20 protein-coding genes and 1 tRNA gene are annotated in these 22,441 nt (G+C 61.2%); 10 read left to right on the top strand and 11 right to left on the bottom strand.

Annotated features, from left to right (window positions below):
* Positions 1-11 precede the first annotated feature (11 nt).
* Together PH256_RS12845 and PH256_RS12850 are read left to right on the top strand one after the other, a co-directional pair.
* Complete coding sequence (locus PH256_RS12845) at positions 12-581, top strand: hypothetical protein (protein ID WP_270914491.1); 570 nt, start codon at positions 12-14, stop codon at positions 579-581.
* Between the two features lie 14 nt (positions 582-595).
* Positions 596-1,561, top strand: a complete 966-nt coding sequence (locus PH256_RS12850; RefSeq protein WP_270914492.1) for a hypothetical protein — start codon at positions 596-598, stop codon at positions 1,559-1,561.
* A gap of 81 nt (positions 1,562-1,642) precedes the next feature.
* Here the strand turns inward: PH256_RS12850 and PH256_RS12855 are convergent, their stop codons facing one another.
* The 4 genes from PH256_RS12855 to PH256_RS12870 are packed head-to-tail and all read right to left on the bottom strand — an operon-like array spanning position 1,643 to position 4,739.
* Positions 1,643-2,068 carry a GtrA family protein gene (locus PH256_RS12855; protein ID WP_087184917.1) on the bottom strand — a complete coding sequence of 142 codons (426 nt, stop codon included), beginning with the start codon at positions 2,066-2,068 and terminating at the stop codon, positions 1,643-1,645.
* 43 nt (positions 2,069-2,111) lie between these two features.
* Entirely contained in the window at positions 2,112-2,345 is a 234-nt protein-coding gene (locus PH256_RS12860; protein WP_270914493.1) for a hypothetical protein, read from the bottom strand.
* Between the two features lie 22 nt (positions 2,346-2,367).
* Positions 2,368-3,867, bottom strand: coding sequence for an AMP-binding protein (locus PH256_RS12865; protein WP_270914494.1), 1,500 nt, complete (start codon positions 3,865-3,867; stop codon positions 2,368-2,370).
* Positions 3,864-4,739, bottom strand: a complete 876-nt coding sequence (locus tag PH256_RS12870) for a VanW family protein (RefSeq protein WP_270914495.1) — start codon at positions 4,737-4,739, stop codon at positions 3,864-3,866. The genes PH256_RS12865 and PH256_RS12870 overlap by 4 nt, the downstream gene beginning before the upstream one ends.
* Before the next feature lie 232 nt (positions 4,740-4,971).
* On the opposite strand from PH256_RS12870, the gene PH256_RS12875 reads away from it, so the two are divergent.
* From PH256_RS12875 to PH256_RS12895, 5 genes are all read left to right on the top strand, one after another.
* Positions 4,972-6,333: an MFS transporter gene (locus PH256_RS12875; RefSeq protein WP_270914496.1), complete on the top strand. Its 1,362-nt coding sequence runs from the start codon at positions 4,972-4,974 to the stop codon at positions 6,331-6,333.
* A gap of 187 nt (positions 6,334-6,520) precedes the next feature.
* Positions 6,521-9,994 (top strand): transcription-repair coupling factor, encoded by a 3,474-nt coding sequence (gene mfd, locus PH256_RS12880; protein ID WP_270914497.1) that lies wholly within the window; start codon positions 6,521-6,523, stop codon positions 9,992-9,994.
* Between the two features lie 340 nt (positions 9,995-10,334).
* Positions 10,335-11,390: a zinc dependent phospholipase C family protein gene (locus PH256_RS12885; protein ID WP_270914498.1), complete on the top strand. Its 1,056-nt coding sequence runs from the start codon at positions 10,335-10,337 to the stop codon at positions 11,388-11,390.
* Between the two features lie 58 nt (positions 11,391-11,448).
* Positions 11,449-12,177: an ABC transporter ATP-binding protein gene (locus PH256_RS12890; protein WP_087184922.1), complete on the top strand. Its 729-nt coding sequence runs from the start codon at positions 11,449-11,451 to the stop codon at positions 12,175-12,177.
* Entirely contained in the window at positions 12,174-13,091 is a 918-nt protein-coding gene (locus PH256_RS12895; protein ID WP_270914499.1) for a SufB/SufD family protein, read from the top strand. The genes PH256_RS12890 and PH256_RS12895 overlap by 4 nt, the downstream gene beginning before the upstream one ends.
* A gap of 195 nt (positions 13,092-13,286) precedes the next feature.
* On the opposite strand, the gene PH256_RS12900 is transcribed toward PH256_RS12895, so the two are convergent.
* The 6 genes from PH256_RS12900 to PH256_RS12925 all read right to left on the bottom strand — a co-directional run bounded on the left by PH256_RS12900 (position 13,287) and on the right by PH256_RS12925 (position 19,604).
* Positions 13,287-13,676 (bottom strand): heavy-metal-associated domain-containing protein, encoded by a 390-nt coding sequence (locus PH256_RS12900; RefSeq protein WP_270914500.1) that lies wholly within the window; start codon positions 13,674-13,676, stop codon positions 13,287-13,289.
* A gap of 154 nt (positions 13,677-13,830) precedes the next feature.
* A complete protein-coding gene (feoB, locus tag PH256_RS12905) occupies positions 13,831-16,017 on the bottom strand; it encodes a ferrous iron transport protein B (RefSeq protein WP_270914501.1) in 2,187 nt (728 codons plus the stop codon).
* A gap of 90 nt (positions 16,018-16,107) precedes the next feature.
* Complete coding sequence (locus PH256_RS12910) at positions 16,108-16,338, bottom strand: FeoA family protein (protein ID WP_087184926.1); 231 nt, start codon at positions 16,336-16,338, stop codon at positions 16,108-16,110.
* A 556-nt stretch (positions 16,339-16,894) separates the two neighbouring features.
* Positions 16,895-17,107, bottom strand: coding sequence for a FeoA family protein (locus PH256_RS12915; RefSeq protein WP_242956178.1), 213 nt, complete (start codon positions 17,105-17,107; stop codon positions 16,895-16,897).
* Between the two features lie 194 nt (positions 17,108-17,301).
* Positions 17,302-19,071: a Na/Pi cotransporter family protein gene (locus PH256_RS12920; RefSeq protein WP_087184927.1), complete on the bottom strand. Its 1,770-nt coding sequence runs from the start codon at positions 19,069-19,071 to the stop codon at positions 17,302-17,304.
* 185 nt (positions 19,072-19,256) lie between these two features.
* Positions 19,257-19,604, bottom strand: coding sequence for a NusG domain II-containing protein (locus tag PH256_RS12925; protein ID WP_270914502.1), 348 nt, complete (start codon positions 19,602-19,604; stop codon positions 19,257-19,259).
* Between the two features lie 192 nt (positions 19,605-19,796).
* Here PH256_RS12925 and PH256_RS12930 point away from each other — a divergent pair, with 192 nt between their 5' ends.
* The 3 genes from PH256_RS12930 (at position 19,797) to PH256_RS12940 (ending at position 21,902) form a co-directional block, all read left to right on the top strand.
* The gene (locus PH256_RS12930; protein WP_442866664.1) at positions 19,797-20,360 is read left to right on the top strand and encodes a sugar O-acetyltransferase; all 564 of its coding nucleotides are present in this window, start codon (positions 19,797-19,799) and stop codon (positions 20,358-20,360) included.
* A 93-nt stretch (positions 20,361-20,453) separates the two neighbouring features.
* A complete protein-coding gene (locus PH256_RS12935; RefSeq protein WP_270914504.1) occupies positions 20,454-21,248 on the top strand; it encodes a hypothetical protein in 795 nt (264 codons plus the stop codon).
* 117 nt (positions 21,249-21,365) lie between these two features.
* Positions 21,366-21,902 carry an MBL fold metallo-hydrolase gene (locus PH256_RS12940; protein WP_270914505.1) on the top strand — a complete coding sequence of 179 codons (537 nt, stop codon included), beginning with the start codon at positions 21,366-21,368 and terminating at the stop codon, positions 21,900-21,902.
* A 177-nt stretch (positions 21,903-22,079) separates the two neighbouring features.
* Here the strand turns inward: PH256_RS12940 and PH256_RS12945 are convergent.
* A tRNA-Arg gene (locus tag PH256_RS12945) sits at positions 22,080-22,156 on the bottom strand.
* Positions 22,157-22,441: the final 285 nt, after the last annotated feature.

The following is a 22,441-nucleotide window of genomic DNA, read 5'->3' on the forward strand; positions in this document are numbered from 1 at the left end:
CGTGTGACAATATGATCAAAAATGGATTTTTGACCTTTTGCTTTTCTTTCATCCCGGGCGCGGGGCAGATGTATCAGGGATACATGAAGCGCGGCCTTTCCCAGGTGACGGCCTTTGTGCTGCTCATCGCTCTGGGCGCCGGGCTGTTCGGCCCCATCGCGGTATTTGCCGCCGTGGTGTATATGTACAGCTTCTTCGATTCGCTGAACCTGCGCAGCCAGCTGAAGATGGGCATCTGCCCGCCGGATGACTACCAGTTCAATATGGATGAGCTGAAGGGTTTGGCCCGGCTGGCCATGCAGCGCCACAATCTGGTGGGCTGGGGCCTGGTGCTGCTGGGCGTCTGGGGCCTGTACTCCAACTTTATCTACCCCTGGGTGTGGGATCTGGCCGATATCTTCGGCTACGACAACCCGGTGGTGAACGCGGTGCGTTCTCTCATCAACAACCTGCCCACGCTGGTGGTATCGGTAATCTTTGTGTATGCGGGCGTTCGCCTGATCCGGGGCTCCAGCCCGAAAAAGGGCGGCGAGCTGCCCCAGGAGCTGGATGAGGACTTTACCGAGTACAAAGGCGAATAAGGGAGGAACAGGCAATGAACAATACGAATTTTGAACCCATACCCCCTGTGGAGGAGACTTCACAGACCGGGGAACAGGCCACTGTGCCGGAATATACCCGGCAGCCCCGTCGGGATAAAATGCCCCGTCCCGCTCAGCCCAAGGTGCGCCGGGTGGGCTTTTTCACCCTGGGCATCGCGCTGATCCTCACCGGCGGCTGCATTGCCGCCAGCCTGGTGCTGAAGGATTTTCCCCTGCTCACGGTGGCAAAGCTGGCCCCGCTGGTGCTGGTGGCCCTGGGCGTGGAGGTGCTGTGGGCCAACGCCCGCAAGGGCGATGCTCAGCTGAAATACGACCTGCTGAGCATGTTCGTCTGCTTTGTGCTCATCTGCGCCAGCATGTGTGCGGCCACGGTGCCCATTTTGCTTCGGTACTACGGGCCGGAGCGGGAATACACCGAGCGGCGGCTGGAACAGGAGCTGGAGCAGCAGGTGCATGAGAAACTGCCCGCCGGCAGCGTGCTGGACGGCTACAGCTATGTGGACCTGAACCGGATGGAGTTCGACAAGGATATGACCCTGGCGGACCTGAAGACTGAGGATATGGTGCGGCTGAATCTGACCCTGGCCGGAACCTATGCGGACGAAAACGCCTTTGCCGAGGCCTGCGCCCAGCTGCTGCCCACCCTGCGGGAGCTGGGTGTGGATGAGGTGGACTTCCGCTCGGAGAACGGCGATGACCAGTGGGAACTGCAGATCGGCGGCGTGTTCCAGATGAATTCCGGCGCCCAGGAGCTGGCCGGGCAGGTAACCCACATGGTGCGCTACTGGGAGGATGACGAGTACAGCTGGTGGGAGAAGGAAGAGCTGGATGCGTATCTGGCCCAAAAGGCGCAGAACGACCAGCAGGAGCCCCAGCCGGAGGAGGATTCCGTGGAGAACACGCTTGAGGAATCGGTGGAGATCAATACGGAGGAAGCAACCGTTGTTGAGAACGGCTGAGCGCTGAGAACCGGAAAATAACAAAAGCCCCGCCCGGGCTGCGTGAAAATCGCATGCCCGGCGGGGCTTCTTTTTTGATGATCAGTAGACGAAGGCGTTCTGAATCAGATAGTTGATGACGAACAGTGCCACGTCCACAGGGATTTTTGCGCCCAGCTCCGGCAGGCCGGGGAACAGCGAGACCAGCAGCGCCACCAGAAAGGCGCTGGCCAGGGTCTTGAGAATGGTGAGAATGGTATAGAGGGTGGCACTGCGCTGATGCGCGGCCCGGCTCTGGAACACAAAAAAGTAATTGATCAGGTAGTTCATCAGGCTGGAGAGCACCCGCGCCGCAATGGTTGCGGCGGTGATGTAGACCGCCTCGGGCAGATAGGGCCGCAGCGCGCAGCACAGCAGCCAGAATGCCCCCAGGTCCACCCCGGAGGAAACCAGCGAGGAGGCCGCAAAGGGCACGAAGGTGCGCCAGCCGTGTTTTTCGGCGGGCGCCTGGGAAATTGAAGAATGCATCGGTTTATTCACTCCATCAAAAATCAGCAGGGAAATCGCAGGGTCACAGCGCTTCGTGCACGGCGGCCAGAATGGACCGGGCACTGCGCAGCGCGTCGGGGGAAAGGCGGGTGGGTGACAGCTCCACACCCAGGTCCTCCAGCCCCTCGAACAGGGTGATGCGGGCCAGGGAATCCATCAGCCCACTCTCAATCAAATCCACGCCCTCCTCCAGAGCCCGGGACGTGCCGCAGGCACTGGCGATCAGGTTCAGGATCACATCGTCGGAAAGCTGCATGAAAAAAGCCTCCTTTTGGCGCTCAAAGCAGGAACTCCCGGGTCAGGCGCGCCCGGTCGCATTTGCCGTTTTCGGTCACCGGCAGCTCGTCCAGCCAGACAAAGCGGCCGGGCAGCATGTAGGCGGGCAGGTGCAGGGCCAGCAGATGGCGGGCTTCCTCGTCCGGCAGGCGGGCGCTTTCTTCTGCCTGCAAAAAGGCGCAGATGCGGCGCACCCGGCCATCCGGTGTGCGCTGGGGCAGCACCGCCGCCCGCTCCACACCGGGCAGCGTGCGCAGCGCGGCCTCCACCTCGCCCGGCTCGATGCGCCAGCCGCAGTATTTCAGCTGATCGTCCAGCCGCCCGGTGCACCAGATGTGGCCATCCTTCACAAAGCCACTGTCTCCGGTGCGGTACCACCTACCGGAAAACCGGGCGTCTCCGCTGCCGGACAGATAGCCGGAAAATACACTTTCGCCCCGCAGGGCCAGTTCGCCGGGCTCTCCCTCAGCAAGCACCGCGCCCTCCGGGCTGAGAACAGCAATCTCCACCGCCGCCTCCGCGGCAAGGCCCACCGGAAGAGGGCCTTCCTTAAAGGTGAGCAAAGCGTCGGCGGCATTCACAGCGCACACCGCACAGGCGGCCTCGGTGGGACCGTAGGCGTTCAGCAGGGATGCACCGGGGAAGCGGGTCAGGAATTTTTCCGCCGCGGTCCGCGGCAGCACCTCACCGCAGCAGAACACCGCCCGCAGTTTTGGCATCAGCGCGGGAGAAAAGTTCTTGTCACACAGGCACAGTTCGAGAAAAGTGGGGGTGCAGACCAACACCGCCGCGCCGCTGGCAGAAAGCCTCTGGAACAGCAGAGCCGGGTCAGCCAGCTCCTGGCGGGTCAGGCTCACCAGCCGACCCTGCCCGCAGAAGGCAAGGGTCAGGTCCGCCAGCGAGAGGTCGAAGGAAAAAGCCGCCTGACCCACCACCGTTTCGCCGGGGGCAAGGGCCAGACCGGGCCGGGCGGTAATCCAGCGGGCAAAATTCGCCAGCGCCCGGCGGGGCACCGGGATACCCTTGGGCTGGCCGGTGCTGCCGGAGGAAAACAGGATGTAAGCGGTCTGCTTCGGGCCGCAGGGCCGGGGCGCGGCCAGCGGTTCGATGATGCCCGGCTCGCTCATGGGCCAGAGCGGTGCGGTGGGAAATTCCTCCGGCCAGGGGGCGGGGGCTTCGTCCGCAAACAGCAGGGCAGCCGCGCCCGCCTGGCGGAACACCGCCTCCACTCGGGCGGCGGGCCAGCTCTCGTCACAGGGCACGTAGGCCCGGCCCGCCAGCAGGCAGGCCAGCATGCCCACCGGCAGGGCGGGCTGCTTGTGGCCATAGAGCAGGATGGGGCCTTCGCCCGGCCAAAGCTGATTCAGTGCGGCGGCCAGCACCCGGGCCCGGGTGAGCAGCTGACCGTAGCTAAGCCCCCATCCTCCGCTTTCGTAGGCGGGCAGATGGGGGCTTTTGGCGCAGCGGGTTACAAGATCGTTCCAATTCACAGGTTCGTTCACAGGGGATTCTCCTTTTGCATGGGGCGACTCCAGCGGCCGCCGTCCTCTTCGCGCAGCTCCTCGGGCGGGATCAGCGCCGGGTCAAACAGCACCCGGGAACGGTTGTCCAGGATCAGCTCCCGGCGCAGCACCGTGCCGGTTGCCCGGTCGATGGTGAGCTTGTACACCTGGCTCAGCCGGTAGTAGCCATCCTCCAGGCGGGCATAGTGGCTGTTTTCCTCCACCAGCCGGTAGCGGCAGGGGAAGGGCTGAAGGCTTCGCAGTTCGCCGCAGAGCTCGTCCTCCCGCAGCCAGACCAGCAGCTGCACCGGCTGGCCGGTATCGTTGCGGAAACGGTAGTCCACATTGTTGTAAAACACCGAGGTGCCGGTGCCGAAGGGCACGGTGCGCCGCTCATCCGGGAACAACGCGTCGGAATGGTGGTGCAGCTCGGTGACGGTGAGGGGGCTGTTCAGCACCAGCCAGTGGATCAGGTTCGCCAGCTGGCACAGTCCGCCCCCGATGCCATGGCCCAGCCTGCCGCCGGAGATGGTCAGCCCCTCCTGATAGCCCTTGCGGCGGGTGGCGTTGCCCACCGTGCGCCAGAAGGAAAAGGTCTCGCCGGGGGCGATGATCAGCCTGTTCACCTTTGCGGCGGCCAGCTCCAGGTTGCGGGCCTTGCCCTCCTGCAGCCGGGGGTCTACCCCGGCCAGCCGGCGGCGGATTACCGAGCAGTGGCCCTTCACCAGAGCGGGCAGCGGCTCGGTTTGACGGGTGGCCGCAAACCGTTGGCGGCCTGCCAGGTCCTTCGCATGGCGCACAAGCCACTCCTTGCGCAGCGAGAGCTGGTAGCACACCGGCCCGTATTCACAAAACAGCTTTCGACGTGCCATGGCGCGGTGCCCTCCTTGCGCTTCGGCGTTTGGGTCAGGTCATACGCTTACGATACAATATCCCGGCGGCAATGTCAAACGGGGGAGGGATAGTCTGTTAAAAAATAAACGTATTTGTAAAATGGATTTTGGTTGTACTTTGGCCCGGCCCGTGCTACACTGAACATGGATTATTTCAAAAATTTGAACAGTTGCCGCGGCCTGGTTCGGCCCGGTGGAAAGGTGAGAAGGAATGAAACTGCTCAAAGGATATACGAAAGAGGAGAAGAGCTGGATGATGTACGACTGGGCCAACAGTGCCCATTCGGTGATCGTGGTTACCATTCTGCCCATCTTCTACAATACGGTTGTGGGATACATGGCGGACTCTGCTTCCGGCATGAGCACCTGGGGCTATGCCACCAGTGCGGCCATGGCCATTGTGGCGCTGCTGGCCCCGGTGCTGGGGGTGTTCGGCGACTTCAAGGGCATGCGCAAAAAGCTGTTTGTGGGCTTCATGCTGGTGGGCGTTGTGTCCTGTGCGCTGATGGCTATCACCCCCATGATGGACTTCATGGAGCCGGGCATGGCAGAAAAGGTGGGTATGGCGGTGCTGGCGCTGTACATCCTGTCTACCATCGGCTTCGCGGGCGCGAACCTTTATTACGACAGCTTTTTGAACGATGTGACCACCGAGGAGCGGATGGACAAGGTGTCCACCATGGGCTATGGTATGGGCTACATCGGCGGTTCCACCATTCCGCTGCTGGCGTTTCTGATCCTGAACCTGGTGCTGGGCAGCGATAAGATGCTGTTCTGCCTGTCCTTCGCCTTCGGTCTGACCGCCGTGTGGTGGCTGGTGTTCAGTATCCCCCTGCTGAAAAATGTGGAGCAGAAGAGCTACAATGAAAAGACCAGGGGCGCTGTGGGCCACGCGCTGCGTGGTCTGGGGAATACCGTGAAGGAAATCTTCCATCACAAGGCCATGTTCGTGTATCTGATCGCCTATTTCTTCTACATCGACGGCGTGAATACCATCATCCATATGTCCACCAGCTACGGCGATACCCTGGGTCTGGATTCCACCAGCATGCTGCTGGCGCTGCTGCTGGTGCAGGTGCTGGGCCTGCCCTTCTGCCTGCTGTACATCAAGGCCAGCGAGAAGTTCGGCGCCCGCACCATGGTGGGCGTGGGCATCTGCATCTATGTGGGCGTGACCATCTTCGGCTTCTTCCTGCGTGAGGTCTGGCAGTTCTGGGTCATGGCCATCATGGTGGCCACCAGCCAGGGCGGCATCCAGGCGCTGAGCCGCAGTATGTTCGGCAAGATGATTCCGGACAAAAAGCGCAGCGGCGAGTTCTTTGGCTTCTATGATATCTTCGGCAAGTTCAGCGCCATCATGGGCCCGGCCCTGGTGGGCTGGAGCAGCGCCATCGCTTCGGATGTGGCGCTGAACAAGATGGGCCTGACCCGTGCCACCGCCAGCGCCGAGGTGCTGGCCCAGGTGGATACCGCGGCTGCGCCCTGGGGTATCCTGAGCCTGCTGCTGATCTTCTTTGTGGGCGGCGGCTTGTATTTCTTCGTGCTGCCCCGTTACCTGAACGAGAAAAAGTAAAACCAGAAAGAAAACACAAAAGAAAACCGCCCCGAGGCAAAAAAACGACTGGCCCCGGCGGCGGTTTTCTTTTATAATCTAGATAGAATCGAAAAAGCGGGCGCGCTGCCCGCAGCCCCCCGGCCCCCAGACGGGCCGGGGCAAATGGTGCTGCCACGAAAACGGCAGAAAACAGAAAGGACACCCCATGTTCGAGATCTTCAAACATACAGCGGAATACAAGCGCCTGCAAACGGCGCTGCAGACCCCCGGCGCGGCGGCGTTGTTCGGCATGCCCCCGGTGGCCCACGCCCGCATTCTGAGCGAGCTGGCGGCCGACAGCGGCCGCAGCCTGCTGGTGGTGACCCCCGGTGAGGCCGAGGCCACCCGCTTTGCCCAGGACCTGGAGGCGCTGGGCATGCCCGCCGCGGTTTTCCCGCCCCGGGATTTTCTTCTGCGGCCCATCGAGGGTGCAGGCCGGGAATATGAGTACCGCCGCCTTGCGGTGCTGGGCGATCTGGTGGGCGGCCGCCTGCAGGCGGTGTGCGTGCCCGCCGAGGCCCTGCTGCAATACACCGTGCCCAAGGCTGAATTCTGCGCCAACACCCTGACCTTAAAGCCGGGCATGACCATCCCGGTGAAGGAGCTGGCCGCCCGGCTGCTGGCGGCGGGCTACCACCGGCGCAGCCAGGTGGAAGGCCCCGGCCAGTTCAGTGTGCGGGGCGGTATTGTGGACGTGTTTCCGCCGGATTCCAAGGCTCCTGCCCGTGCGGAGTTCTGGGGCGATGAGATCGACACCCTGAACAGTTTCGATATCCTCAGCCAGCGACGGGACGATGCGCTGGAGAAGGTGTACATCTCGCCCGCCCGTGAGGTGCTGTTCGGCGACGCGGCCGAGACCGCCGCCGCCCTGCGCAGCGCTCTTGCCGCCCAGAAGGGCCGCCGGGCCAGCGCTATGGAAAAAGCCATGGAGGCGGATCTTGCCCAGCTGGACGCGGGCCTCGTGCCCGAGGCGCTGGACAAGTACCTGGGCATCCGGTACCCGAAACCCGCCACTTTGCTGGATTATTTCGACAACGCCATTCTGGTGCTGGAGGAGCCCAGCGCCATCCGGGAGGCCCACAAGGCCACCCAGTTCCGCCGCACCGAGGAGATGAAGGGCCTGTTTGAGGAGGGCCTGCTCTGCCCGGGACTGGATGTGCTGTATCAGGACCTGCCGGATCTGATGCATGCGGTGGACAGCATGCCCAGCCTCTGCTGCGAAAACTTTGCCCGAACTATGCCGGAGGTAAAGCTGAAGGACATCGTGAACGCCCCGGCCCACGCCCATCCGCCCTTCAGCGGCGAGGTGGCCTCACTGGCCGAGGACCTGGAGCCGCTGACCAGGCAGGGCTATGTGGTGGAGCTGCTGGCGGGTACCTCCCGCGCCGCGGCGGCTCTGGCCAAGGACCTGGCAGCCAAGGGCTTTGCCGCCACCGCTGCCAAGGATGTACTGCCCGGCCCGGGTGTGATTGTGGTGCGCCCGGGGCATCTGACCGGCGGCGCAGAGTTTCCCTTTGCCAAATACGCCCTCTTCACCAGCCGCAAGGCGGGCAGCGCCGACACCGGCAAAAAGCCCGCGAAAAAGAAGAACAAGGACGCGCTTTCCAGCCTGACCGACATCAAGCCCGGCGACTATGTGGTGCACCAGAACCACGGCATCGGCATGTACACCGGCATCCAGCGGCTGGAGGTGCAGGGCGTGGTGAAGGACTATCTGAAGATCAGCTACGACAAGGGCGATACCCTGTATGTGCCGGTTACCCAGCTGGACCTGCTCAGCCGTTACACCGCCCCCGGCGATTCCGACAAGGTGAAGCTGGCGAAGTTGGGCGGCACCGAATGGGCCAAGACCCGCCGCCGGGTCAAGACCGCCGCCGCCGAGATGGCCCAGGAGCTGATCGAGCTGTACGCCAAGCGCCGCCAGGCCAAGGGCTTCGCCTTCCCGGAGGACAGCGACTGGCAGCGGGACTTTGAGACCCGCTTTGAATACGACGAGACCGGCGACCAGCTCACCGCTGCCGCCGAGATCAAGAAGGATATGGAAAAGCCCTGGCCCATGGACCGGCTGCTCTGCGGCGATGTGGGCGTGGGCAAGACCGAGGTGGCCCTGCGGGCGGCCTTCAAGTGCATCATGGGCGGCAAGCAGTGCGCCATTCTGGCCCCCACCACCCTGCTGGCCTGGCAGCACTACAACGGTCTGCTGGCCCGGATGGAGGCCTTCCCGGTGAAGGCCGGGCTGCTCAGTCGGTTCCGCACCCCCACCCAGCAGAAGAACACCCTGCGGGGGCTGAAGGAGGGCACCGTGGATGTGGTGGTGGGCACCCACCGGCTGCTGAGCGACGACGTGAAATTCAAGGACTTGGGCCTGGTGATCATCGACGAGGAGCAGCGCTTCGGCGTCAAGCACAAGGAGAAGCTGAAGGAGGCCTTCATCGGGGTGGATATGCTCACCCTGTCCGCCACGCCCATTCCCCGCACGTTGAACATGGCCATGAGCGGTATCCGGGATATGAGCACCATCGAGGAGCCGCCGGTGGAGCGCCAGCCCATCGAGACTTATGTGATGGAATACGACGCCAACATCGTGGCTGAGGCCATCAAGAAGGAGCTGGCCCGGGGCGGGCAGGTCTACTACCTGCACAACCGGGTGGACAGCATCGACGCCTGCGCCGGGATGGTGGGCCAGATGGTGCCCGGGGCGCGCATTGCCACCGCACACGGCAAGATGACCGAGGAGCAGCTGTCCAAGGTATGGCAGCAGCTGCTGGACGGCGAGATCGACGTGCTGGTCTGCACCACTCTGATCGAGACCGGCGTGGACGTGCGCAACTGCAACACCCTGATTATTGAGGACGCGGACAAGATGGGCCTGGCCCAGCTGTATCAGATCCGGGGCCGGGTGGGCCGCTCCGGCCGCAAGGCCTACGCCTACTTCACCTTCCAGCGGGACCGGGTGCTCACCGACGTGGCCGCCAAACGGCTTTCCGCCATCCGGGAGTTCACCAGTTTCGGTTCCGGCTTCCGCATCGCCATGCGAGACTTGCAGATCCGGGGCGCGGGCAGCCTGCTGGGCCAGAGCCAGCACGGCCACATGGAGGCGGTGGGCTATGACCTGTATGTGAAGATTCTGAACAACGCCATTGCCATGGCCAAGGGCGAGGAGCTGCAGCCGGACAAGAGCGAATGCCTGATCGACATTACGGTGGACGCCTACATTCCCGAGCGGTACATTGCCGAGGCGGCGGGCCGCATCGAGGCCTACAAGCGGATTGCCGCCATCGAGACCGAGGAGGACGCCCAGGACGTGCTGGACGAGCTGATCGACCGGTATGGCGACGTACCCGCCAGCGTGGCGGGCCTGGTGGATATCTCGCTGGTGCGTGTGAGTGCCGCCCGGGCGGGCATCTATGAGATCGGTCAGAAGCGGGACGCACTGATTCTTTATTCCGATACGCTGAACGCCCAGCGCATCAAGCTGGCGGTGGCGGCCCTGCCCGGGCGCATCACCGTGAACAGCAGCGCCAAGCCCTATCTGGCGGTGCGGGTGGCCTCCGGTGAAAAGCCGCTGGACATCCTGAAACAGGTGCTGAATGCTCTGGGTCCGGTGCAGGAAAGTGCTTCGACTGCGGAAAAAGCATAAAATTACATGCAAACGCCGCACAACGGGCAAAAAGAATGAAGGCAACACCGCATAATTCACGCCTAACGGCTCAGGCAGCGTATCACGCCAAAATTTTCCGTGCTATTTCCTAAAAATGCTCGCCAATCCACCAAGGATTGGCTGTGCTTTTTGGTTCATATCACAAAAAATTTTCTGGCGTGCTCCACCACCTGGAATTGTGCAGTATTGCCTTGAGAAATCAGCCAATATCGTGTAATATAAAAGGGTATGCGTGATTTTTTCGCATACCCTTTTTTCAGTGATTTTGCTGCCCTCTGACCGTTGCAGGCTCCGGGGGCTGAAAGGAAGATTGAATTCCATGCCGGAAGGCTATACTCACATCCGAACTGCCCGGGCGGCGGCGTGTCTGGCGAACATCGAGCCCGCCGACCGCGCAGCCTTCGACTGCGGTGCCAACGGGCCGGACATGCTGTTCTGCTACCGGGTCTGGCGCAAGAGTGCGCGCCGGGGCGAGGACCTGCCCAAGATCGGCGACCGGCTGCACAATGAAAACACCGGCGCTTTTCTGCAGGCGCTGCTGGAAACGGCCAAAACCCCGGCCCAGCAAAGCTACGCATTGGGCTTTTTGTGCCACTACGCGGCGGACTGCGCGCTGCACCCCTATGTGGTGATGATCACCAAGCCGGGCGCGGCCTACGGGATGCCGGGCGGTCACGGCTATTTCGAGATCGCGCTGGACAGCTTCCTTCACCAGAAGGATACCGGAAAACGCGGCGTGCCGGTGAACGACAACACCCCAGCCCTGAGCGAGGAGGCGCTGGATGGTGCAGCCGGACTGCTGCAGGCAGGCATCCGGGCGGCGCTGGGGCTGACCGTGAGCCGCCGCGCCTTGAAGGACAGCTTTGCCCACACCCGGCTGCTGCGCCGGCATTTCGTGAGCCCGCTGCGGGTCAAATACGCGTTGTTCTGGCTGGTCGAGCCGCTGTTCGGCGGCAGGGGCTTCATCACCGGCCACATCACCCCCGCTCACCTCAAGGGAACCGGGAAAAACGAGACTCCGCTGCCGGAGGTGTGGGAGCATCCATTCACCGGCGAGGAGCAGCAGGCCGACCTGGCTGCGCTGCTGGAGCAGGCCGAGCGCACCGGCGCGGCTTATATGATGGCCGCTCAGGGTTACTGGCAGGGCAAGCTGCGGCTGGAAAAGGTGATGGGCATCATCGGTTCCCGCAATTACCTTTCCGGCCTGGAGGACGAAGTGAGCGCTCCGCGTGTTGAGGAAGAGAGCAGCGAACCGGCACAGGAAGCCGGGCTGCCGCAGCCGGATGCGCCACAGCAGGAACCGGAGGAGACCGGGGAAGCAAAATGGCGGGATATTGACATTTTTGATGAACTGGACCATAATAGTGTAGGTTAATAAAAAGAACCGGCCCGCTGCGGGCCTGTGGTTTGAAAATAAAGTGAGGAAGAATGCTATGCTGAAACTGGAGCATCTGGCCTGGAGCATTCCGGGCGGCGAGAGCATCATCAAGGACATCGACCTGGAGCTGGGCGAGGGCAAGCTGGTGGTGGTCACCGGCCCCAACGGCGGCGGCAAGACCAGTCTGGCCAAGCTGATCGCCGGTGTGGAGACCCTGAGCGGCGGCCGCATCATTTTTGACGGCGAGGACATCACCGATATGGACGTGACTCAGCGTGCCAAGAAGGGCCTGGCTTACGCCTTCCAGCAGCCGGTGCGCTTCAAGGGGCTCACCGTGCGGGATATGCTGGAGCTGGCCGCCGGTAAGTCTCTGAACGAGGGCGAGCTGTGCGCGCTGATGGGCAAGGTTGGCCTGTGTGCCAGCGAGTACATCGACCGCGAGCTGAACGCCAGCCTGTCCGGCGGCGAGATCAAGCGCATCGAGATCGCCAGCGTACTGGCCCGCAAGGCCAAGCTGTCCATCTTCGACGAGCCGGAAGCCGGCATCGACCTGTGGAGCTTCGCCCGCCTGGTGGAGACCTTTGAGGAGCTGCGCGCCAAGAGCACCGGCACCCTGCTGGTAATCAGCCATCAGGAGCGCATCCTGTCCATCGCCGACGAGATCGTTGTGATCGCCGACGGCAAGGTACGCCAGCACGGCCCCCGGCAGGAGATCCTGCCCCAGCTGCTGGCCAATGAACACGCGGTGCGCTGCCCGCTGGAAAAGGAGAGTGCGATCGTATGAACCAGATCACCGACGAACTGCTGCGCCTGATCTCCGCCAACCCCATCGACGGAAAGAGCGCTTTCAACATCCGGGAGGACAGCCAGTGCGCTGGCCGCCAGTCCACCGAGAATATCTCCATTGAAAACAAAGAGGGTGCGCCCGGTATCGTGATCCGGGTCAAGCCCGGCACCACGGGTGAGACCGTGTACATCCCCGCCTGTGTGACCCACGCCGGTGTGGATGACCTGGTCTACAACGACTTCTACATCGGCGAGGGCGCCGATGTGACCGTGCAGGCCGGCTGCGGTGTGCACAGCGAGGGTGAGGAGCAGGCCCGCCACAACGGCATCCATCGCTTCTTCCTGGAGAAGAACGCCAAGGTGCTGTATCTGGAAAAGCACATTGCCACTGGCAATGGCACCGGCGAAAAGCGCATCGACCCGGTGACCGACATCGAACTGGCCGAGGGCGCCAGCCTGGAGATGGACACCGTGCAGCTGGGCGGCGTGACCAGCACCACCCGCAAGACCCGCGCGGTGCTGCAGAAGGACGCTCGCCTGGTGGTGCGTGAGCGCATCATGACCGACGGCGACGAGTACGCCCGCACCGATTTTGTGGTGCGCATGGAGGGCGAGGGCGGCGCCTGTGATCTGGTGAGCCGCAGCGTGGCCCGGGGCAATTCCCGCCAGGAGTTTTACTCCACCATCAAGGGCAACGCCCCCTGCACCGGTCACTCCGAGTGCGACGCCATCCTGGCCGAGAACGGCAAGGTGCTGGCGCAGCCCGGTCTGGAGGCAAACCATGTGGACGCTCAGCTGATCCACGAGGCTGCCATCGGCAAGATCGCCGGTGAGCAGCTGCTCAAGCTGCGCACCCTGGGCCTGACCAGCGAGGAAGCCGAGGAGAAGATCATCCAGGGTTTCCTGAAATAAGTTGTTTTCCAATGCGCCGGAGTTTTCTCCGGCGCGTTTTTATGCCGTCGCAAAAGACGGACACAGTTTTCCACAACGGAGTCCCTTCCTTGTGGAAAAGCCAGGCGCAGAATGCAAAACCGCCCGGGAAAATTTTCCCGGGCGGTTTTGCTGTTTGAAAAAGAAGATTGGAAGAATCTTTGGGGGAAAATCAGATTAAAGCTCGGCAGTGTAGCCTGCGGCTGTCACCGCACCAGCCAGCTGGGCATCGGTCACGGTGCCGTTGGTGGTGACCGTGGCGCGGCCGGTTTTGGCGTCCACATTCACCATGGTCACACCGGGCACAGCAATCAGCGCCTGCTCCACGGCCCGGCGGCAGTTGTCGCACTTCATGCCCCGCACCGGGAAGGTTTTGCTTGCCTTGGAGGTGGCTGGCTGGCCGGAGTGCCCGGCCGGGGCCGCGCTGCAGCTTCCGGAACATCCGGCACAGCCGCCGGAGCAGCCGCAGCAGCCTCCCTTGCCGCCAAAATGCTTTTTGGTGGCAAGAATGGCCAGCACCAGCAGCACCGCAACGATCGCAAGCACGATCCAGTCGGCAGGATTCATAAAAGCACCTTCTTTCCGCCGCGGCGCGTGCGGCTTATTTTTTGAAGTGTTTTTTCAGCCAGTCCGCCAGGCGGAACAGGCCCATGGCCGCAAAGTAAAGCGCCAGAAACGCGGCCAGCACATAAAACATGGAAACAGATGGTTCACCCATGGCTTACGCGGCGGCCTCCACCGAACGCCGGGCGTAGACCCGGTTTGCCTTGTAGGGGTCCGGACGGAACAGCAGGAACAGGATAACCGCCAGTACTGCCAGGGCGATAAAGGTCCAGGGATTCACGGCCACCTGACCGGCGGCCAGACCGCCCAGCTGATAAACGATGAGCGCCACCGCATAGGCGAAGATGTTCTGATACAGGATGGCGAACCAGAACCATTTGCGGTCCTGCATCTCCTTGGCCATGGTGGCAATGGCCGCCAGGCAGGGGCTGTTCAGCAGGTTGAAGACCAGGAAGGAGAAGCCGGCGGCTGCGCAGGGGAACCAGGTGCCCACAGCAGCGGCAACCGCGCCGGTATCCTCCACCAGATCCTCGGATACGTTGGCCAGTACGCCCATGGTGGAGACGATGGCCTCCTTGGCGGTGAAGCCGGAGATGGAGGAGGCCACGGGCTGCCACTGGCCGAAGCCCAGAGGCGCGAAGAGCACAGCAATGGCGCTGCCGATCACGGCCAGAAGGGAAGCGGAGGTATCCTCCACCAGGCCGAAGGCTCCGTTCTCAAAGCCGAAGCTGGAGAGGAACCACATGACCACACAGGCCAGGAAGAGAATGGTGCCGGCCTTGATCAGGTAGCCCCGCAGACGCTCCCACACATGCATCAGAACGGTTTTGGCACTGGGCATGTGGTAGGCGGGCAGCTCCATCACGAAGGGGGCGGGCTTGCCGGAGAAGGGCTTGGTCTTTTTGAGCATGATGGCCGACACCAGAACCGCGCCGATGCCGATTACATACATCACCGGGCCCAGGTTTGCCGCCAGCAGCTTGCTGCCGGTGGCCTGGCCCGCCATCACCGCGCTGAGCAGAGCGATCACCGGCAGCTTTGCGCCGCAGGGCACGAAGGTGGTGGTCATGATGGTCAGGCGGCGGTCGTTGTCCTGCTCGATGGTCTTGGAGGCCATGATGCCGGGCACGCCGCAGCCGGAGGAGATCATCAGGGGAATGAAGCTCTTGCCGGAAAGGCCGAAGTGGCGGAAGATCCGGTCCATCACGAAGGCGATGCGCACCATGTAGCCGCAGTCCTCCAGAATGGAGAGGAAGAGGAACAGAATCGCCATCTGGGGCGCGAAGCCCAGAACCGCGCCTACGCCGCCGATGATGCCGTCCACCACCAGACTGATGAGCACATTGCTCACGCCAGCGCTGGTCAGCAGGTCACCCACCATGCCCTGGATACCGCCCACAAAGGTGTCGTTGGTCCAGTCGGTGACCCAGGTGCCCACGGTGGACACCGAAACAAAGTACACCGCCCACATGATCACCAGGAAGATGGGCAGGCCCAGTACCCGGTTGGTCACCACCCGGTCAATCCGGTCGGACAGGCTCATCTGCCCGGAGGGCTTCTTCACGGTGGCATGGACCAGACCCTGAATGTGGCGGTAGCGCTGATCGGTGATCACTGCCTCCACGTCGTCGTCATATTCCTTGGCAATGGCGTCGGACAGGGGCTTGTAGGCGTTGTCCGCGTCCAGATGCAGCTGCTCCAGCACCTTGGCGTCCTGCTCCAGCAGCTTGATGGCGTACCAGCGCTGCTCCTGATCCGGCACACCGGCGGGCAGGTTGGCGCAGACTTCGCCGATCTTTTCCTCAATGGCCTTCTCGAAAATGGCCCCGGGGCGCTTGACCTGGCGGCTCTTGGCCAGCTTCACGGCCTCGGCCACCACTTCCTTCAGGCCGGTGCCCTTCAGGGCGCTGGTCTCCACGATGGGGCAGCCCAGCCGCAGCGAAAGGTCGGCCACGTCGATGCGGATGCCGTTTTTCTTCACCAGGTCGCTCATGTTCAGCGCTACCACCACCGGGATGCCGGTTTCGATCAGCTGGCCGGTCAGGTAAAGGTTGCGCTCGATGTTGGTGGCATCCACCAGATCAATGATTACGTCCGGGCGGTCGTTCAGGATGTAATCCCGGGTGACCACCTCTTCCAGAGTATAGGGGGACAGGGAGTATACGCCGGGCAGATCGGTCACGTCGACCATCTCGCCCTTTTTGCCGGTCTTCAGCTTGCCGGTTTTCTTCTCCACGGTAACGCCGGGCCAGTTGCCCACATATTGGTTCGCGCCGGTCAACGCGTTGAACATGGTGGTTTTGCCGCAGTTCGGGTTGCCGGCCAGTGCGATGGTGATTGCCATAGCTGTGATTGCCTCCTCCAGTTGCGGTTCGCTTAAGCAAACCTGAATTAGTTCAAACTAACCATTGGGCGAAAAAATGACCGTGCCGCGTTATGCGGTCACCGGGTCCACGTCCACGCAGGCAGCATCCGCCTTGCGCAGCGAAAGCTCGTAGCCCCGCACGGTGATCTCCACCGGGTCGCCCAGAGGCGCCACCTTGCGGATGTGGATTTCGCTGCCCTTGGTGATGCCCATGTCCATGATGCGGCGCTTGTAGGCGCCCTCGCCGTTGATGCGGCGCACGGTCACCCGGGTGCCGACTTTTGCGTCCTGTAAGGTCATGCTCAATTCTCCTCCTCAAAGCTTCGGCCGTCAAAGCCGGGGTGACATAAGAAAACGATGGTTCTGCCGTAGGATTTTGGCGCACAAAATGTTCAAAGGCGCGGGCAAGCCACCAAGGCTTGCACCGCCCCTTTTCGCACTTTCTGCATCCAAAATCCTGGGGCACGGGCTGCGGGCGCGTCAATGATGCGCCCGCTCTGCTTTGCAGACCGCCCAGCCGGTCCAAGACCCCACCGGGGTCTTGGCCTCTTCGCGGACCCGGACTGCATAGCACCGGAAAAGGCCCGATTTTGATGGGAGTGCAAGGAAAAGCCCCGCAGTGGGCTGCAGGCGCGTCAATCGTGCGCCCGCTTTGCTTCGCAGATCGCCCTGGCCGGTCGAAGAACCCACTGGGTTCTTCGCGGCTTGCGCCGCCCCGGCACCCTTGGTGGTTGTCAAGGGGCTTTGACGCTGCAATCCCGCAAAAGCGGCTCTTTTCCGGCATTGTTTTCTTATGTCACACCGGCTAAAGCAGCCGGCGTATCGTGAACAGCCGGCGGGCAGAGCCCGCCGCTGTTTACACATAGATGTGCAGGGCCTGCTCCTGGTTGATGGCGATGCGGGCGTCCTTCACATGGACGATCACATCCCCCTGCAGCTGATTGATCAGCGTAACGCTGACTCCCTCGTGGAAACCCAGCGCCCGCAGATGGGCGCGTACCTCGGAATTGCCGCTGAGCCGCCGGACCACATAGGACTGACCGGCCGTCGCCATAGAGATGGGCATCATAACGCATCCTTTCCTTTATGGATTGCACCCGATAGGGGCGCAGAAGCTCTCACTGAGTTAGATATTTCTAACTGCAATACAAGGTTAGCACCGACTAACAGCTTTGTCAAGAGATTGACGCAAAATTTTTTGCCGGGGCAAACAAAAAGCCCCATGCACGCGGCATGGGGCGAAATGACAGGGGGTGAAAGGGCTCAGGCCATCTGGGGCAGAAGCTCCAGGTATTTCTGCCGGTATTCCTCCAGCAGGCGGTTGTATTCCGGGTTGGTTCCCGCGTGCAGGGCCTGCTTGCGGGCGTGGGCGTCCACATCCAGCTCGTTGCCCACCAGACGGCCGGCAATGTTGGAACAGTGGTCGGACACGCGTTCCGCGTTGGTGATGATGTCCAGGAACACGATGCCGGCCTCCAGCTCACACCGGCCGGATTTCAGCCGCAGGATGTGGCGCTCCCGCATGGCAAAGCAGATCTGGTCCACGGTTTCCTCCAGCGGCTCCACCTGCTGGGCCTTGGCCAGGTCCGCGCCGGAGAAGGCCCCGGCGGTCAGCTGCAGGATTTCCTTCACGGCCCGGTACAGCAGCTCCAGCTCCTGCTTGGCGGCGGAGGAGAAGTGCAGCTCCCGGTCCTGTACCCGCTGGGCGCATTCCAGAATATTGATGGAATAATCGCCGATTCGTTCGTATTCACCAATCAGCTTGAGCAGCTCGGTGATCTGACGGTTTTCGTTTTCGGTCAGTTCCCGGTCGCCGATCTTCACCAGATAGTCGGAGATGGAAACCTCCATCTTGTCCAGCAGATCCTCACGGGTCTGGATGTTCAGGGTTACCTCATCGTTGTAGTGCTCCAGCTGGCCGAAGGCCTTGCAGAAGTTGGTGGAGGCGCGGCTGCCCATCTTTTCCACCGCGGCCCGGGCCTGCTGCAGAGCAACAGCGGGGCTGGTGAACAGGCGCTCGTCCAGCACCGGCAGCGACAGGTCCTGGGCATCCTCGGCCCGTTCGGGAATCGTCTTTTCCGCCAGCCAGGCCAACGCCCGGGTGAAGGGCATGAACATCAGGGTAACCAGTACGTTGAACAGGGTGTGGAAATTGGCGATGTCGCCTTTGCTCATCACCTGGTCCCAGAAGGGGAACAGGCCCACGGCTTTCAGCCCGTAGATGGCAACCAGGAAAACGGTGGTGCCGATCACGTTGAAATAAAGGTGCACAATGGCGCTGCGCTTGGCACCGGTGGAGGCGCCGATGGAAGCAATCAGCGGGGTGGAGCAGGTGCCGATGTTCTGACCCAGAATAATGGGAATGGCACTACCCCAGGTGATGGCGCCGGTGGTGGACAGGGCCTGCAGGATGCCCACGCTGGCCGAGGAGGACTGAATGGCCACTGTGACCAGTGCACCGGCCAGCACGCCCAGAATGGGGTTCTGCAGGCTGGAGAACAACTGCACGAAGAAGGGGCTGTCCTTCAGGGGAGCCACCGCGGCCTCCATGGTGAACATACCGGTGAACAAAATGCCGAAGCCCATCATGATCTGGCCGATGTTGCGCTTTTTGGGCGACTTGAAGAACACAAACAGAATCGCACCCGCAAAGGCTACCAGCGGACTGAAGGTGCTGGGCTTGAGCATGGTGAGCAGCCAGCCGCCGCCGGAAATATCCGACAGCCGGATCAGCTGGCCGGTGACGGTGGTGCCGATGTTGGCGCCCATGATCACGCCGATGGCCTGAGGCAGGGTAAAGATGCCGGAGTTTACCAGGCCGACACAGATAACAGTGGTGCCGGCAGAGGACTGAATCAGGCCGGTGATTACCGCACCCAGAAGAACTGCCCGGGGCACCGAGCGGGTGAGCCGCTGCAGAACGCCTTCCAGCTTGCCGCCGGCCAGTTTTTCCAGACCGGCGCCCATGATGGACATGCCATACAGAAAGAGCGCGATGCCGCCGGCCAGATTGATCACATTGAAAATGGTCATAGAACACAGACTCCTGAATATTGTGATGTGTGTATACCAATGCCCATTATACCATTTTTTTGCCGCTTCGGGCCGGAAAAGCGCGAAATATTCTACCCGGATTTTACACAATCAGGGTGGAAAATCGCATTTTGGGCAAAAAAGATCCCCTTTGCCGCAGGCAAAAGGGATGGCAGGGAACAAGCTCAGTTTTCGCTGAGCACGATTAAAGTGGCCCGGGCGGGCAGACAGGCGGCCCAGTCATCCTCCCGGCTCAGCCAGCCGAAGCCTTCACACTTGTGGTCCGGGCAGGGGGAGTCCACAAAGGCGATGCGGCCATCCTCCACGGTCAGATGGATGGTGTAATAGCCGGTGTCGATGTCATATTGGGCATCCTTATTCAGGGGAATCTCCATCACGGTGTTGTCATCCCCGTAGGTGAGTTCCGCCACACCGCCCGCTCCGCGGCCGCTGTTCATCCAGAACAGCACCCCGGCGATGGCCAGCAGTACGACGGCAAAAATCACATTGATCCAGATTTTCTTGGAACGCATGGGAGTAAGGCTCCTCTCGTCAGTCTTGGGAATTGCCCGCCCCGGATGGGCAGACACATTTAGTATAACAAAAAATATTCCCGCCGAAAAGCCTGGAGCGTGGGATTTAGCGGTGATATGATAGAGAAAAACGCCCCGGGCGAAGAGGAAAGGAAAAAAACGATGGACGAAATCATGGAGCATCTGAAAAGTATGCAGGGATATGTGGGGGTCAACCCGAACATCCCCAATGAATGGAAGGAAAACGCCCAGAAGCTGTGCTGGGAGTACAACCAGACCCCGCCGGACTGGCAAAGGCGTGCGGAGCTGCTGAAGCAGCTTTTGGGCACCTGCGACCCGCTCACCTTCATCGAGCCCTCCTTCCGCTGTGATTACGGATTCAATATTCACGCCCATGGCCTGGCCGTGATTAACTGCAATTGCGTGATTCTGGATACCTCGCCGGTGAATCTGGGGGCGGGCGTCTTCCTGGCGCCGGGAGTGTGCCTGGCCTGCGCCGGTCACGCGCTGGACCCGGAGCAGCGGGCGCAGGGCGTCGGTACCTCCAAACCCATTACACTGGAGGATGGTGTGTGGATCGGAGCCAACGCAGTGGTGTGCGGCGGCGTGACCATCGGTCAGGGTTCGGTGATCGGCGCTGGAAGTGTGGTCACCCGGGACATCCCGGCGGGCGTAGTGGCTGCGGGTGTGCCCTGCCGGGTGATTCGGCCCATCACCGAGGCGGATCGCATTGATCCGGCACAAATGGCGTTCTGACCAAAAGGAAAGTTCAAAAAGCATTCACGAAATCCAAAGGGTGCCGTGCTATACTGACCCCAAAGAAAGGAACTGGTCAGGGGAGGAACTGCCATGGAATCCGGATTTGTATTTACAGTCACCAGCATCGACGACGCGCTGACTCCGCAGTTGAGCCGGGTACTGGAGCGGTGTGCTCATCTGGCATCCCGGAAACAGCTGCCGGTTTTATGGCAGCTCAGCGACTGGCTGAACCGGGTGCCAAAATCAGATCCGGAGGTGCTGCAAAAGCGCCGCAAAAGAGAAGGCGTGCTGGGCATTATACTGTGGGCAGTGAGCATGTTCTTGCTGATTCCCTCGGCGATGGAGCCCAAGGCGCTGGCGGGGCCGTTGCTGCTGAGTGTTCTGGGGTTTTTGATGAGCTGCGTGGCCATGAAAAGCACAAAGCGAACGCTGATGGGCGGATTGAATCTGGCCATGGGCATACTTCTGTGTCTGGGGGCGCTGCTTGCCTTCGATTCGCTGAAGGCGCTGCTGGCTCCGGGTGCCCTCTGCCTGGCAGCGGGTGTTTGGGCACTGGTCGGCAAACGGCGGCGCCAGAGGGAATCCGGATTTGACCGGCAGGCCCGGGAGCTGGTGCGTCAGCGCAGAACTGTGGCAAATCTGGAACGTGCCCGGGTAGAGTTCAACGAGCAGGGAATGGTGTTGAGTGACGGAACCGATGTGGACGCACAGTGCTTTGAATACCCGGAGTTTTTCTTTGTGGCCGAAACCGAGGCGCTTCTGGTATCGGTATGTGGGCAGCGGGCGGTTGTGTTGCAGAAAAAGGATTTGCAGGAAGGTTCGATGGAGCAGCTGCGGGTATTTTTGCAGGAGCATGTTTCCTATGAACGGGTGGAAATGCCCTGAGCGCCAGAAGCCGTACTGCCTGATACGGAAAGGAAAGAGGGAAGTTATATGGAATGGGAATGGCTGACCGGGCAGGTTGCGCGCCTTCCCGCCGCGGAAGCACCACTCTCGGCGGACGTGGGCCTGGTGCAGACGGATGGAATGCTCTGGATTTATGATGTGGGGGCGTCGCCTGCCGCGGCTGATGCGATAAATGGGCTGCCGGGGAAGAAAACGGTGGTGCTGTCCCATTTTCATCCGGATCACATGGGGAATCTGGAGCAGGTGGAATACGAAGCCTTTTATGGAGGAGCATTCACCTGCAAAAAGGCCGGCGGAGGGATCGCAGTTTCCCGGGAGCTGTTTTTGCCGGAAGGAGTTCATCTGTTCCCGTTGCCCTCAGTTCATGCCAAAGGCTGCATTGGAATGGAGTATGGAGAATATGCTTTTCTGGGAGATGCGCTTTACCCGGCGGTCAAGGCAGGGCAGGCAGTATATAATGTGAGTCTGCTGGCGCAGCAGCTGCAGGTGCTGAAAGGGCTGCGGGCGGAATGGTTTCTGGTCAGTCATGGCAAGCCTTTCGCGCAGAGCCGGGAGACAGTAATCAGCCGATTGGAGAAGCTATATGCCCAGCGTGTGCCGGGGCAGACCTATTTGCCGGCAGAGCGGAATTAGGAAAAAGAAAAAGGCTGCTGCATTTCCAAAAGAAATGCAGCAGCCTTTGGAACATTGAAACAGTACTTCTTCACGATTTCCTTCCCGAAAGCGCGCGCAGGCAGTGGAAGTGAGTGAATAGTGAATAGTGAAGAGTGAATAAGTAAAAACCCCGAATGCGATCGCATTCGGGGTTTTTGGTGCGCCCGGCGGGATTCGAACCCACGGCCTTTAGAGTCGGAGTCTAACGCGCTATCCAGCTGCGCCACGAGCGCACATCAATCGGTGCAGAAATTATATTATCATATTTTCGAGGCTTTGAAAAGGCTTTTTACCAAAAAAGATGAAAAAGTTTTCAGTGCGGGAAATTCGGCCGAATGGAGAAAGTCGAAAAAGAGCTCTATATATTATAATACAATTATATGCGGGGAAAATGAGCCTGTGCGAAAAAAGAGAAAGAAATTTGAAAAAAGTTGTTGACATGTGTTCCATGGTGTGGTATTATAATCAAGCTGTCGCGAGAGACAGCGAGCCGCTGAAAAGCTAATAAAAAATATTTC

Origin of the sequence: Allofournierella sp. CML151 (genome assembly GCF_027853465.1) — a bacterium.
Lineage (GTDB): Bacteria > Bacillota > Clostridia > Oscillospirales > Ruminococcaceae > Allofournierella.

Bases quoted from the DNA above. Each gene is read 5' to 3' on its own strand.
- PH256_RS12855 (WP_087184917.1), bottom strand. From the start codon at position 2,068: ATGCATTCTTCAATTTCCCAGGCGCCCGCCGAAAAACACGGCTGGCGC.
- PH256_RS12915 (WP_242956178.1), bottom strand. From the start codon at position 17,107: ATGATGCCCATCTCTATGGCGACGGCCGGTCAGTCCTATGTGGTCCGG.
- mfd (WP_270914497.1), top strand. From the start codon at position 6,521: ATGTTCGAGATCTTCAAACATACAGCGGAATACAAGCGCCTGCAAACG.
- PH256_RS12870 (WP_270914495.1), bottom strand. From the start codon at position 4,739: ATGGCACGTCGAAAGCTGTTTTGTGAATACGGGCCGGTGTGCTACCAG.
- PH256_RS12885 (WP_270914498.1), top strand. From the start codon at position 10,335: ATGCCGGAAGGCTATACTCACATCCGAACTGCCCGGGCGGCGGCGTGT.
- feoB (WP_270914501.1), bottom strand. From the start codon at position 16,017: ATGGCAATCACCATCGCACTGGCCGGCAACCCGAACTGCGGCAAAACC.
- PH256_RS12910 (WP_087184926.1), bottom strand. From the start codon at position 16,338: ATGACCTTACAGGACGCAAAAGTCGGCACCCGGGTGACCGTGCGCCGC.
- PH256_RS12935 (WP_270914504.1), top strand. From the start codon at position 20,454: ATGGAATCCGGATTTGTATTTACAGTCACCAGCATCGACGACGCGCTG.
- PH256_RS12875 (WP_270914496.1), top strand. From the start codon at position 4,972: ATGAAACTGCTCAAAGGATATACGAAAGAGGAGAAGAGCTGGATGATG.
- PH256_RS12920 (WP_087184927.1), bottom strand. From the start codon at position 19,071: ATGACCATTTTCAATGTGATCAATCTGGCCGGCGGCATCGCGCTCTTT.
- PH256_RS12850 (WP_270914492.1), top strand. From the start codon at position 596: ATGAACAATACGAATTTTGAACCCATACCCCCTGTGGAGGAGACTTCA.
- PH256_RS12860 (WP_270914493.1), bottom strand. From the start codon at position 2,345: ATGCAGCTTTCCGACGATGTGATCCTGAACCTGATCGCCAGTGCCTGC.
- PH256_RS12900 (WP_270914500.1), bottom strand. From the start codon at position 13,676: ATGAATCCTGCCGACTGGATCGTGCTTGCGATCGTTGCGGTGCTGCTG.
- PH256_RS12930 (WP_442866664.1), top strand. From the start codon at position 19,797: ATGCAGGGATATGTGGGGGTCAACCCGAACATCCCCAATGAATGGAAG.
- PH256_RS12895 (WP_270914499.1), top strand. From the start codon at position 12,174: ATGAACCAGATCACCGACGAACTGCTGCGCCTGATCTCCGCCAACCCC.
- PH256_RS12845 (WP_270914491.1), top strand. From the start codon at position 12: ATGATCAAAAATGGATTTTTGACCTTTTGCTTTTCTTTCATCCCGGGC.
- PH256_RS12890 (WP_087184922.1), top strand. From the start codon at position 11,449: ATGCTGAAACTGGAGCATCTGGCCTGGAGCATTCCGGGCGGCGAGAGC.
- PH256_RS12925 (WP_270914502.1), bottom strand. From the start codon at position 19,604: ATGCGTTCCAAGAAAATCTGGATCAATGTGATTTTTGCCGTCGTACTG.